Source organism: Streptomyces sp. NBC_00075 (assembly GCF_045041225.1).
Taxonomy (GTDB): Bacteria; Actinomycetota; Actinomycetes; order Streptomycetales; family Streptomycetaceae; genus Streptomyces; species Streptomyces adonidis.
This window is the reverse complement of sequence record NZ_CP108243.1, coordinates 3,360,414-3,372,915: the sequence shown is the minus strand read 5'-3', so window position 1 is coordinate 3,372,915 and position 12,502 is coordinate 3,360,414. Positions and strand designations below refer to the sequence as shown.

The window sequence follows — 12,502 nt, the reverse complement described above, 5'->3', positions numbered from 1 at the left end:
CTGTCGTGGCGACGTGGAGCGTCGCGGATTGTGGTCCGGCGGAGCCGGATGGTGCGTGTGCACCATCCGTGGCGAGGAACGCCGCGATGGCAGGTCCCGGCGGAACCGGGTGATGCTCACGCGGGCTGGTTCTGTTGCTCGATGTACTGGTTGACCAGGGAGAGTGGGGCGCCGCCGACGGTTCCGGCGAAGTAGGAGCCGGACCAGAGTTTGTTGGTGTGCCAGTAGTGGCGTGCCAGGTCGGGGAATTCCTGGCGCAGGCGGCGGGAGGAGACGCCCTTGAGGGAGTTGACCAGTTTGGTGACGGCGACCTTGGGCGGGAAGTTCACCAGGAGGTGGACGTGGTTGTCCCCGCCGTTGAACTCCGTCAGTTCGCACTCGAAGTCCGCGCACACCGACCGCATGATCTCCTCCATGCGCGTCAGATGGGCGTCGGTGAACACCTTGTGCCGGAACCTGGTCACGAAGACCAAGTGGACATGCATCATGAAAGTGCAGTGTCGGCCAGTTCTGATCTTCTGCATCTCGCCCATAAACCAAGTATGTAGCGTGGCCGTCATGCAGCTTCGGTACAGCTTCCGCCTGTACCCGGACACCGGCCAGCAGACGGCACTGGCGAAGGCGTTCGGGTGCGCCCGCGTCGTGTTCAACGACGCGGTGCGTGCCCGCGAGGACGCCCGCACGGTGGGCGCGGCGTTCCCGACGGCCGGTGAACTCTCCAGGAAGCTGATCACCGAGGCGAAGCGGACCGGGGCACGGTCCTGGCTGGGCGAGGTCTCCGCCGTCGTGCTCCAGCAGTCGCTGCGGGATGCCGAGGCCGCCTACCGCAACTTCTTCGCCTCCCTCAAAGGGGTCCGCAAGGGTCCGAGGACGGGTGCGCCCCGGTTCAAGTCCCGTAAGGACAGCCGGCAGTCGGTCCGGTTCACGGCCAATGCCCGCTGGTCGATCACCGGTGGGGGGCGGCTGAACCTGCCGAAGATCGGGGCGGTGAAGGTGAAGTGGTCGAGGGCCCTGCCCAGCACCCCGACCTCGGTCACCGTGATCAAAGACGCGGCCGGACGGTACTTCGCGTCCTTCGTGATCGACACCGACCCGCATGCCGATGCCGCTGCGATGCCGGACAATGACCAGATGGTGGGCATCGACCTGGGGCTGACGCATTTCGCTGTCCTGTCCGACGGGACGAAGATCGATTCACCGCGGTTTCTGCGCCGCGCGGAGAAGAAACTGAAGAAGGCCCAGCGCGAACTGTCCCGCAAACAAAAGGGATCGCAGAACCGGGAGAAAGCCCGCCTGAAGGTCGCCCGCGCCCACGCAAAGGTGGCCGACGCGCGCCGCGAGTTCCACCACCAGCTCTCCACACAGCTGATCCGCGAGAACCAAGCGATCGGTGTGGAGGACCTGGCGGTGCAGGGACTGGCGCGCACCCGGCTGGCCAAAAGTGTGCATGACGCGGGCTGGTCACAGTTCGTGGCCATGCTGGAGTACAAGGCGGCCCGGTACGGGCGGACCGTGGTGAAGATCGACCGGTTCACGCCAACCAGCCAGGTCTGCTCGGCCTGCGGGTTCAAGGACGGTCTCAAGCCCCTGTACGTGCGGGAGTGGACCTGCGCCGCGTGCGGCACGTTCCACGACCGGGACCACAACGCCGCGAAGAACGTGAAAACGGCCGCCGGACTGGCGGTTACAGCCTGTGGAGCGCAGGTAAGACCAGGACTCGTCCCGGCACAGCGCGGCGAAGCAGGAAGCCACGGACTCTCCCCCGAACCCTGTGCCGCATAGCGGCACAGCAACGGACGAGAAGGCCAGAATCCCCGGGCTCCAGCCCGAGGAGCAAGTCAACCCGACGAGGAGTTCACGGCGGCGCCGTACGGCGGTGTCCTGCTTTTCGAACGCGGCGAGCCGGTCGCGGGCGGCGCGTTCCGCCGGTACGACGCGGGCGCTGCGCGGCTGAAATGGATCTGGACGTACTCCGCCAACTGGTGGCGGGGCCTGGCCTGCCGGATCGTCGACGAACTGGAGCGCGAAGCCGACGGCAGGGGCTACCGGCGGGTCTACCTCACCACCGGCCCCCGTCAACCCGAGGCCCGCGCCCTCTACCTGACCACGGGGTGCATCCAATTAGCAGCTCCGCCGCAGGGCGCGACAAGCCCCACCAGCCCGCAGCACCGTCAAGCCCAATCACCCCTCGCCCTCCAGTCCGGCCGTATCGACCTCTACCTCGGCCCCAACCCGACCGCCGCCTACCACGCGGCCGCCACCGGGAAGACGGAGGTCGTCGGCACCTACTCAGGCGCCGGCGCCACCCTCCAGGGCCTCATCGCGGCCACCACCAAGAAGGACAGCGGGCTGGTGAAGCCGCTCGCCGCCGCGATCAACGAGATCATCCAGAACGGCACGTACGCCAAGGTGCTGGAGCGCTGGGGCCTGTCCGACGAGGCCGTGACCAGGTCGGAGATCAACCCGCCGGGACTGCCCAAGACCAACAAGTAGCCGAACAAGTAGCCCGGAGAAGAGCAGCAGTCGGCAGAAGAACCCTCAAGTGACCCTCGACCAGGGTCACTTGAGGGCCCCCATGGTGACGCCCGTACGCCAGTACCGGCGCATCGCCACCATCATGATCGCCATCGGGACGATGGAGAGCAGCGCGCCGGTCAGGACCAGGCTGGTGAGGTCGACGCCGGACTCCGCACGCTTGCCGGACCAGTTGTACAGGCCCAGGTTGAGCGTCCAGTTCTCCTCGCCGCGCAGAACCGTCAGCGGCAGGAAGAAGGCGTTCCACGTGTTGACGAAGGCCAGCAGGAAAACGGTCGCGCCGCCCGTCGTCATCATCCGCAGCACGATGCTGAAGAAGATCCGCAGCTCCCCGGCGCCGTCGATACGGGCCGCCTCCAGGAGTTCGAACGGGATCGTCGCCTCGACGTACACCTTGGCGAGGTACACGCTGAACGGGTTGATCAGGCAGGGGATCAGCATCGCCCACGGGGTGTCGACCAGCCCGATCTCCGAGAACAGCAGATACAGCGGCAGCGTGAGCAGCGCGATCGGGATCAGGAACGAGCCGACCACGGCCGCGAACACCGCCCCGCGCCCGGGGAAGTCGAAACGGGCGAGGCCGTAGCCGGTCGCGAGGGCGATCAGCGTGCCGCCGAGGGAGCCGACACCGGCGTACAGGAACGAGTTGGCCGTCCAGCGCAGGAAGATGCCGTCCTCGTAGGTGAACACCTGATGCAGGTTGTCCCAGAGGTGCCAGCCGGAGAACCAGAGGCCGTTGGACTGGTAGAGGCCCGTACGGTCCTTGGTGGCGGCGATGATCAGCCAGTACACCGGGAACAGGCTGTACACGCTGGCCAGTACCAGGCCGACCAGCACGAACCGCTGGCCGCCGCGCGAACGGGCCCTGGGATCGGGCCGGTTGAGGCGCCGGGCAGCGGCAGGCGCCTGGGACCGCTTCGAGGGCTCGGTGGTCCCGGTCGTCGTGGCCGCCATCAGTCGGTCTCCTTCGAGGTCAGCCGGTAGAAGAGGAAGGAGGCGACGCCGAGGATCAGCGCGAGCAGGACCGAAAGAGCCGCGGCGTAGTGGTAGTTGCCCGCGTTGAACGCCTGGTTGTAGATGATCATGATGGGTGTGAATCTGTCGTCGACCGTCTGCGGGGTGATGTTCCGGAACAGCGCGGGCTCGTTGAAGATCTGGAGCATCTGGATGATCGAGAGCATCCCGGTCAGCACCAACGCCCCACGTACGAACGGGATCTTGATGTTCGTCGCGATCCGCCACTCGGTCGCGCCGTCAAGGCGCGCGGCCTCGAACAGCTCACGCGGAACGCCTTGCAGCGCCGCGTAGATGATCACCATGTTGTAGCCGATGCCGTGCCAGGTCAGCAGGTTGCCGATGGACGGCCACACCATCGACGGCGCGAAGAAGTTCCAGTCGAGCCCGAAGAGGTGGCCGAGCGGGGTGAGCGGGCCGACGTCCGGGCTGTAGAGGTTGATCCAGACGAGCGCGGCGACCACACCCGGGATCATGTACGGCACCAGCAGCATGATCCGGAACCGGCCGGCGGCCTTGGACGTGAGCGAGTCCAGCAGCAGCGCCAGCACCAGGCTGATCACCAGCATGACCGGGATCTGCACGAAGGCGAACAGCACCACCCGCAGCACGGAACCCATGAACTTCGGGTCCGTCAGGCCCTGTTGGTAGTTGTCGAGGCCGGAGAACTCGTCGGTGGTGCCGCCCAGGCCGAGACCGGAGGACTGCGACCGGTACAGCGACTGGTAGACGGCGTACCCGATCGGCAGCAGATAGAGGAAGACGAAGCCGAGCTGGAAGGGCACCGTGAACGCGGCACCCTTCCAGCGCAGTGAGCGAATCATCGGGATGTGCCTCAGCCCTTGACGTTGATACCGCGGGACTTCAGATCCTTGACCGTCCACTCCTGCATGTGCGCGAGGAGTTCGGTGACCGTCTGCTTCTTGCCGACCACCTGGCCCCACTGGCTCTGCAATTCGGAGAACATCGCGGTCCAGTCGGGGCCGAAGGTCCAGTCGGTGGTCACGGTCGACAGGCTGTCCTTCACGATCTGCTGCGCTGGCTGGTAGTTGGAGCCGAGCAGCTTCTCGGAGATCGCCTCAGGGATGTAGGACTCGCTGTCGGCCAGCGCGGGCATCACGCCGCTGCCGGTCTCCGGGCTCGCCATCGTCTTGACCGCTCCGGTGTCGGTGGACATCCACAACGCGGCCTCGGCGGCCTGCTGTTGGTGCTCGCACTGCTTGGACACCAGCGTCAGGTTCCCGCTCTGGTTGGTCCCGGCCGGCGTCTTCGCGGCCTCGCCCTTGTACGTCGGCCACGGCGCGAGCGCCCACTTGCCGAAGGAGTCGGTGAAGTTCTGCACCATCCCGGACATCTGCCAGGTGGAGATCTGCCGGGTCGCGGTGCCGCCCTTGTCGAAGTTGCGCTGCACGGCCGCGTAGTCGGCGAAGGACAGCTTCGAGTTGAGGTCGTTGTCGATGATGTCCTGGATCACCTTCGCGGCCTTGAGGCTGCCCGCGTCCTGGAAGTCCACCTTCCAGGCGTCGCCGTCGATGGCGTACCAGTGGGCGCCCGCCTGCATGGCCAGCACCTCCAGGGTGCTGGGGTCCTCACCGGCGTAGTTGGTGATCTTGATGCCGTGCTTCTTCAGCACCTTGCCCGCCGCGATGAAGTCGTCCCAGGTCGATGGGGCCTTGAGACCGTACTTCGCGAAGATGTCCGTACGGTAGATCGTGAACGCCGGTGCGGAGGCGGTCGGTACGCCGTAGACCTTGCCCTGGACCTGGCCGACGGCCCACGCGCCCGGGTTGAACTTGTCCTTGCTCGACTCGACGTACTTCGTGATGTCGGCCAGCGCGCCCTGCGCGACCCAACTCGTCACGTACTCACCGGTGTTCTGGAGAAGACAGGGCGCGTTCTCGGCCTTGACCGCGTTGCTCAGCTGCTTCTGCATCGTCAACTGGTCGGTCACCTTGGTGTACTTCAGCTGGATGTCCTTGTGCGAGGCGTTGAACGCCTTGACGACCGCCTCCTGGCCGTTGGCCCAGCCCCAGAAGTCGAGGGTGACCGGACCGGAGGACCCCGAGGCGTCGTCACCTGAACCGGACCCGCCGCAGGCGGAGACGGTGAGCGCGAGAGCGCAGACGACTCCGGCGAGGGCGGGGCGCCTGAATCTGACGGACATGAGCGTGCTCCTTAGGTAGCACCAGGTATCGCCGGGTGTCGCCGCGAGGCCGAGAGTTGCAGCCGAGACATGTAACCGTTTGCCGTGCTGGACGGTAGGCCCGCGTATGGCCGAGAAGCAAGAGGTCGTCCGATTTCTGTTTCACGCACCTTGCCGACGGGTTACGAACTGGCATGGATGACCTGGGGTTTCCTCTTCCGTACCAGTTCTGGAGAGTGGCGGTCGCGTGATCGCATCTCCCTCGGGGGCATTGACCGACTCGGAGAACCGGTCCTAGCTTGGAATACGTTTACATCCCGCACCCGTGGTGCGTGTCCCGCCCCGAACCTGGAGTCCCATGCCCGCCGTGCCCGCACCACGTCTCCCGGTCGCCCTGTTCGCGATGGACCCGGTGCACCTGCCCGAACTCTTCCCGCCCGCCCTGATGGAACGGCTGCGGGCACTGGTGCGGATCGACCCCACGCTGGTCGTCCAGGACTTCACCGACCCGGGTGCCGCCGCCGCGCTGGCCGAGGCGGAGGTGCTGATCACCGGCTGGGGCTGCCCCCACATCGGAGCCGACGCCCTGGCCGCCGCGCCCCGGCTGCACACCGTCCTGCACGCCGCGGGCAGCGTCCGCAGCCTGCTCGGCGACGCGGTCTGGGAGCGGGGGCTCACCGTCTCCAGCGCGGTACAGGCCAACGCCCTGCCGGTGGCCGAGTACACCCTGGCCGCCGTACTCCTCGCCGGCAAGGACGCGTTCGGCCTGCGTGAACGCTTCCGCCGCGAGCGGGTCTACCCGGCCTCCGCCGACTACGCGGCCGTGGGCAACCTGGGCCGGCGAGTCGGCGTGATCGGCGCCTCGCGGGTGGGCCGCCGGGTACTGGAACTGCTACGCCCGTTCGAACTGACGGCGACGCTGTACGACCCGTACGTGGACGCGGAGGAGGCCAGGACGCTGGGCGCGACGTCCCTGTCCCTGGAGGAGCTGCTGCGCACCAGCGACATCGTGACCCTGCACGCCCCGGACATCCCGGAGACGTACCGCATGCTCGACCGCGAGCGCCTCGCGCTGATCCCGGACGGGGGTGTCCTGATCAACACGTCCCGGGGCGCCCTGGTGGACCATGACGCGCTCACCGCGGAACTGGTCTCCGGGCGGCTGGGCGCGGTGCTCGATGTCACCGAACCGGAGCCGCTGCCTGCGGGGTCCCCGCTGTACGACCTGCCGAACGTGTTCCTGACCCCCCACATCGCCGGGTCCCTGGGCAATGAACTCGCGCGTCTCGGGCGGACGGTGGTGGACGAACTGGAGCTTCTGGGCGCGGGGGTGCCGCTGGGGCATCGGGTGCGGCAGAGCGATCTGGCGCGGAGCGCGTAGGTGTGGGGCGGGGGTTCCCCTCGGCGGTCCAGTGGTGTGAGTGACGCGGTGCGTAATCGTTTTCATCAGGAGGGGAGGGAGTTGCTGCACAGCCACCGGTCGGCACACCGGCGATGCAGTAACGTCGGAACGTGACGGAGAACGGAACCGAAGCCCGGAAAACGGGCCCTCGCGCCACGTCGGGCAAGCGCAGACGGACCGGGGCCGACGGCGACCGGCCCAGCACGATCCGCGATGTCGCGGCCAAGGCGGGCGTCTCGGTGGCAACCGTTTCCAGGGCCCTGGCAGGCAGCCACCCCGTCTCCGCCGCCACCCGGGCCCGCGTCATGGCGGCCGTCGAGTCCCTCCACTATGTGGTGAACGTCCACGCCAAGGCACTGTCCGGCGGGGTCGCGGGACCGGTAGCCCTCGTCATGGAGCAGATCATCGGCCCGTCGTTCGCCGATGTCGCCTCCGGAGTCGAACAGGAGGCCGCCGCCAGGGGCCGGCTGAGCCTCGTCTGCACGACCCACGGCGACCAGAACCGGGAGCACGACCTGGTCCAGCTGATGCGGGAACAGCACGCGGCGGCGGTCATCCTCGTGGGCGGCGCGGTCCTGGACGAGGCGTACCACGCACGCATGGCCGAGTACGCGAGGGCGCTGGACGCGGTCGGCTCCCGCCTGGTGCTCTGCGGACGCCCGCCGCTGCCCGGAGACCTGCCGGTGACGGTGGTGGAGTACGACAACAGGGGCGGCGCCTTTCAGGCGGGCGACCACCTGCTCAGCGCGGGCCACCGGCGCATCCTCTACCTGGGCGGCGACCCCGCGATGAGCACGGCCGAACAGCGCCGGGCGGGCTACCTCCAGGCGCTCCGTGCCCACGGGGTGCCGTACGCCGAGGAGTTGGACATACCGGGGACATACACCCGCGCCTCGGGGTACGACCGGATGCGGGACGCGCTGAAGGCGGGACTGGAGTTCACGGCGGTCTTCGCGGGCACGGACATGGTGGCCACGGGCGTACTGGCGGCACTGCGCGAGTCGGGGCTCGACGTCCCCGGGGACGTCTCGATCATGGGTTTCGACGACGTGCCCTTCGCGGCCGACCTGTCGACGTCGCTGACCACGCTCCGGGTGCCGTACGAGGACCTGGGGCGCACCGCGGTACGGCTGGCGCTGGACGCGGAACGGCGCGCGGCCGGCGGCGATCACGTGATCCTGGGGACGCAGTTGGTGATCCGGCAGTCGGTGCGGGCGCCGGGGGAGGGGCGGGCGGGGCGGGCCGCGCGGGGGCGGAGAGGCCGGGGGTGACGGGGGTGATGGGGGGCCGGTTGAGGGGCGACGGTTGTTTTCTGTGCACCGCCCTGGGTATGGATCGCAACGCGATCAGATCATCGGACCGCACGAGTTGAACCTGGGTGGCGGGGGCGCCCAACCCGGCGGCTCTGGGGAGGGGTTCGGTGGTGCAAGGGGAGATCACACAGTCACCGATCGCGCTGTACATGTCCCGGCCGGATGCGACACTCACCGGCATCCTCGACATCCGGGCCCGATCGACCCCCGACCGCCCCGCGTTCCGCTTCCTCGTCGACGGGACGAGCGACCACATCGAGTCGTGGACCTACCGCGAGCTGAAACTGCACTCCGACGCGGTGGCGGCGCGGTTGAGGTCCGGCGGGCTCAGCGGTGACCGCGTAGTACTGGCCGGTCAGCCCGGACTGCGGTTCGTGGCGGGCCTGTTGGGCATCCTCCAGGCCGGCGCGACGGCCGTACCGGCCTTCCCCCCGACCAACCGACGGGCCGTGACCCGCCTGCGCTCGATCCTGGCCGACTGCGCACCGGGGGCGATCCTGGCCGACCCCCGCCACGAGCGGCGCTTCGCGGCGCTGGCGGCCGACGGGGACGTACTGCCGCAGCTGCTCCCACTGAACGACGAACCGCCCTTTGAGCCGGCGGACGACCTGGCCCACCCGGCTCCGACGGACACAGCACTGATCCAGTACTCGTCCGGCTCCACGGGCGACCCGAAGGGCGTGGAGCTGACCCACGCCAACCTGATGAGCAACTGCCGGGCCATCGGCCGCCATATCGGTGACGACGCCGATCGAGTCGGGCTGAGCTGGTTACCGCCGTACCACGACATGGGGCTCATCGGGACCATCATGCTTGCGCTGCACGGCGGTTGGCCGTTGCTGATGATGACACCGGAGCACTTCGTCCAGCAGCCGGCGCGCTGGCTCCGGGCGATCACCGAACACCGGGTGACCATCACCGTCGCCCCGAACTTCGCCTTCCAGCTCTGCGCGGACGCCGTGGACGAGGAGGATCTGGCCGGGGTGGACCTGTCGTCGCTCCGCCATGTCTTCTGCGGCTCCGAGCCGGTCGTACTCGACACCTTGGACGCCTTCCGCAAGCGGTACGAGCCCCTGGGCTACCGGGAGCAGACCCTGATCCCGTGCTACGGGCTCGCCGAGGCCACGCTGTTCGTGACGGCCAAGGAGCCCGGGACGGACGTACGCGTCGAGTGGGTGGACCGGCGGGAACTGTCGCGCGGGCGGGTGGTGAGCGCGGTGGGCGACACGGGCGACCCGGTACCCGTGGTCGGCTGCGGAGCCGCGGCGGAGGGCCACGAACTCCTGGTCGTAGACCCGGACTTGGGCCGGGAGCTGCCGGACGGCGAGGTCGGGGAGATCTGGGTACGCGGCCCCAACGTCGCCGCCGGCTACCACCGCAGACCCGAGCTGACCGCGACGACGTTCGGCGTGACGCCCGCCGACCGCGCCGACCGCGCCGGCCCCGATCCGCACACGTATCTGCGTACGGGCGACCTCGGCTATCTGCGCGACGGCGAACTGTTCGTCACCGGCCGGATCAGCGGCCTGCTCGTCGTGGCCGGCCGGAACCTGTACCCCCAGGACATCGAGCGCACGGTCGACCGTGCCCACCCCTCCGTGCACCGGTCGGTCGCCTTCGCGGTCCGGGGTACGTCCGAGGAGCACGTCATGGTCGTGGCCGAGGTACGCGACAGCCGCCGCCGACCCCAGGCCGAACTGGACGCCCTGCGCGGTGACTTGATCGCGGCGGTGGCCGCCGAACACGGCGTACGGCCGGCCGGCGTGGACCTCGTACGGATCGGCACCATCCCCATGACGACGAGCGGGAAGATCCGCCGGGAGGCCGCACGGGAGTGGTGGTGCCATGAGCGCTGAAGCCAACGCCGAAGCCAACGTTGCGGCCGATGTCGAAGCCAGGTCCCTGCCACCGCGAGACCGCGCCGCGCTCGTGCTCGCCTGCGCGACGGTGGGCGGATCCACGCTCGGCTTCGTGGCCGCGATCGTCCTCACCGCCCAACACGGCTGGTCCTGGCTGCACTTCGGGCTGTTCGCGGGCATGTACCTCGTCACCTCCCTGGGTGTCGAGGGCGGGCTGCACCGGTTCTTCTCCCACCGCTCGTTCTCCGCCGGGCCGGTACTGACCTTCCTGTGGGGCATCGCGGGCAGCATGGCGGCGCAGGGGCCGATCCTGTTCTGGGTGTCGGTGCACCGCAAACACCATGCCTTCGCCGACCGGGACGGCGACCCGCACTCACCGCGCCCACGGGGCGAGGGACGGCTCGCGGTGCTGCGCGGCCTGTGGCACGGCCACGTCGGCTGGCTGTTCACCGTCCGGCGCGAGGGCTGGGCCAAGTTCGTCCCCGACCTGCTGCGCAGTCGCCATGTCGTGCTCGTCGACCGCTATTACGTCTGGTGGATCGCCCTGGGACTGGCCCTGCCCGCGGCGCTGGGCTGGGCGATCACCGTCCGGCCCGTGGACGCGCTCGGCGGACTGCTGTGGGGCGGGTTCGCCCGCATGTTCGTCCTCGACCATGTGACCTGGACCGTCAACTCGCTGGGGCACACGCTGGGCCGTCGCCCGTACGAGACCCGGGACTCCAGCCAGAACCTCGCCGTGCTCGCACCGGTCTCGGTGGGCGGCTCCTGGCACAACAACCACCACTCCCAGCCGTCCCTGGCCCACAACCGGCACCGCGCCTGGCAGCTCGACATCACCGGCGGGGTCATCGGCCTCCTGGACCGAGCGGGACTGGTGTCGGACGTCCGCTATCCCCCACGTATGGCAGAAGCCGGGAAAGGCACGGAAGCCAGGAAAGCCCAGGAGAAGAGAGGAACGGCCGAACCATGTCGGCACTCAGTGCCCCGGAGGGCATCGTCCGGCTCGACCCGAGAAGCCTCCGGATCAAGAGATTCTCCGCCCTGACCACCATGACCCTCCCGCTCGCCGGCACCGTCGCAGCCGTATACCTGCTGGCGACCGGGCAGTTCACGGCGACCGACGTGATCCTGTTCCTCGTCTTCTACGCCGTGCACCTGGGCGGAGTCACCATCGGGCTGCACCGCTACCTCGCCCACAAGGCGTTCAAGACCTCACCCTGGTTCCAGGACGTCCTGATGGCCGCCGGTTCCCTGGCCGCACAGGGCCCGCTGCTGTTCTGGGTCGCGACGCACCGGCGGCACCACAAGTTCGCCGACCGCGAGGGCGACCCGCACTCGCCCAATCTGCACGGCACGGGCTTCAAGGCCCGTATGCGCGGCCTCTGGTACGCGCACATGCCGTGGATGCTCAGCGAGGAGTCGTCGAAGTGGTCCGTGTACGCGCCGGACGTCCTGCGTGACCGGCGCCTGGTCCTGCACCACCGCCTCTACCCGACCTGGGTCACGGCCGGCCTCGTCCTCCCGGCCGTGATCGGCTTCGCCGTGGGACACACGGCCATGTCCGCCTTCTCCGGCCTGGTCTTCGGCGGCCTCGCCCGGATCTTCGTGGCCAACCAGGCCGCCTGGTGCGTCGGTTCGATCTGCCACGCCTTCGGCAGCAGACCGTTCGACAACGGGGACAAGAGCACCAACAGCTGGTGGGTCGCGGTCCTCACCTTCGGCGAGGGCCTCCAGAACAACCACCATGCGTTTCCCGGGTCCTACCGGCACGCCACCCGGTGGTGGGAGCCCGACCTCAGCGGCTGGGTGCTGACCGTCCTCGGTCGGCTGCACATCGTATGGGATCTGCATGAGCCGTCAGCCGCACGAATAGCCCAGAAAAGAACGGGAGTTGGGGTTCGTCATGTTTCGCCGTAACAAGATCGAGAGCAAGAACGAGAGCAATGGCGAGAGCGCGTCCGAAGCCGGTCCGGTGACGGAGGAGGCCATCCGGGGATGGATGGTCGACTACCTTCAGAACAAGCTGTCCGTTGACCCGTCGCAGGTCGACACGACCCGGTCCTTCGAGGACTACGGACTCGACTCCCGCGCCGGAATCCAGATGTGCGGAAAGCTGGAGAAGTTCGTCGAACTCCGCCTGTCGCCAGCCCTGTTGTACGAGCACTCGTCCATCGACGCCGTGGCCACCCATCTGGGTCAGCGGCTGTCGGAGGAGAGCAGCCACTGAGAGCGGGGG

General features: G+C 68.5%; 11 protein-coding genes and 2 pseudogenes. 9 read left to right on the top strand and 4 right to left on the bottom strand.

Annotated features, from left to right (window positions below; genetic code table 11):
* Positions 1-116 precede the first annotated feature (116 nt).
* On the bottom strand, positions 117-533 hold the full coding sequence (tnpA, locus tag OG787_RS14365) for an IS200/IS605 family transposase (RefSeq protein ID WP_405535433.1): 417 nt from the start codon (positions 531-533) through the stop codon (positions 117-119).
* A gap of 25 nt (positions 534-558) precedes the next feature.
* On the opposite strand from tnpA, the gene OG787_RS14360 reads away from it, so the two are divergent.
* The 3 genes and pseudogenes from OG787_RS14360 to OG787_RS14350 form a co-directional block, all read left to right on the top strand.
* Positions 559-1,782, top strand: coding sequence for an RNA-guided endonuclease InsQ/TnpB family protein (locus tag OG787_RS14360; protein WP_405535432.1), 1,224 nt, complete (start codon positions 559-561; stop codon positions 1,780-1,782).
* Between the two features lie 99 nt (positions 1,783-1,881).
* Positions 1,882-2,040: pseudogene (locus tag OG787_RS14355) on the top strand (GNAT family N-acetyltransferase); the annotation flags it as partial.
* Positions 2,041-2,187: 147 nt separating this feature from the next.
* A pseudogene (locus OG787_RS14350) lies at positions 2,188-2,493 on the top strand (ABC transporter substrate-binding protein); the annotation flags it as partial.
* A 66-nt stretch (positions 2,494-2,559) separates the two neighbouring features.
* Here OG787_RS14350 and OG787_RS14345 read toward each other — a convergent pair.
* Genes OG787_RS14345 through OG787_RS14335 form a run of 3 tightly spaced genes read right to left on the bottom strand, consistent with a single transcriptional unit; the run spans position 2,560 to position 5,713 of the window.
* Positions 2,560-3,489: a carbohydrate ABC transporter permease gene (locus OG787_RS14345; RefSeq protein WP_405535431.1), complete on the bottom strand. Its 930-nt coding sequence runs from the start codon at positions 3,487-3,489 to the stop codon at positions 2,560-2,562.
* Positions 3,489-4,373, bottom strand: coding sequence for a carbohydrate ABC transporter permease (locus OG787_RS14340; protein ID WP_405535430.1), 885 nt, complete (start codon positions 4,371-4,373; stop codon positions 3,489-3,491). Before OG787_RS14340 ends, OG787_RS14345 begins: the two co-directional genes overlap by 1 nt.
* Before the next feature lie 11 nt (positions 4,374-4,384).
* Complete coding sequence (locus OG787_RS14335; RefSeq protein WP_369033131.1) at positions 4,385-5,713, bottom strand: ABC transporter substrate-binding protein; 1,329 nt, start codon at positions 5,711-5,713, stop codon at positions 4,385-4,387.
* Positions 5,714-6,050: 337 nt separating this feature from the next.
* Here OG787_RS14335 and OG787_RS14330 point away from each other — a divergent pair, with 337 nt between their 5' ends.
* The 6 genes from OG787_RS14330 (at position 6,051) to OG787_RS14305 (ending at position 12,493) form a co-directional block, all read left to right on the top strand.
* Positions 6,051-7,073 (top strand): hydroxyacid dehydrogenase, encoded by a 1,023-nt coding sequence (locus tag OG787_RS14330; protein ID WP_369033130.1) that lies wholly within the window; start codon positions 6,051-6,053, stop codon positions 7,071-7,073.
* A gap of 131 nt (positions 7,074-7,204) precedes the next feature.
* Positions 7,205-8,365 (top strand): LacI family DNA-binding transcriptional regulator, encoded by a 1,161-nt coding sequence (locus OG787_RS14325; RefSeq protein ID WP_369033129.1) that lies wholly within the window; start codon positions 7,205-7,207, stop codon positions 8,363-8,365.
* A 149-nt stretch (positions 8,366-8,514) separates the two neighbouring features.
* On the top strand, positions 8,515-10,263 hold the full coding sequence (locus tag OG787_RS14320; RefSeq protein WP_405535429.1) for a fatty acyl-AMP ligase: 1,749 nt from the start codon (positions 8,515-8,517) through the stop codon (positions 10,261-10,263).
* Entirely contained in the window at positions 10,253-11,311 is a 1,059-nt protein-coding gene (locus OG787_RS14315; protein WP_369033127.1) for an acyl-CoA desaturase, read from the top strand. The genes OG787_RS14320 and OG787_RS14315 overlap by 11 nt, the downstream gene beginning before the upstream one ends.
* On the top strand, positions 11,233-12,183 hold the full coding sequence (locus OG787_RS14310) for an acyl-CoA desaturase (protein WP_405535428.1): 951 nt from the start codon (positions 11,233-11,235) through the stop codon (positions 12,181-12,183). The genes OG787_RS14315 and OG787_RS14310 overlap by 79 nt, the downstream gene beginning before the upstream one ends.
* Positions 12,170-12,493, top strand: coding sequence for an acyl carrier protein (locus OG787_RS14305; protein WP_369033125.1), 324 nt, complete (start codon positions 12,170-12,172; stop codon positions 12,491-12,493). Before OG787_RS14310 ends, OG787_RS14305 begins: the two co-directional genes overlap by 14 nt.
* Positions 12,494-12,502: the final 9 nt, after the last annotated feature.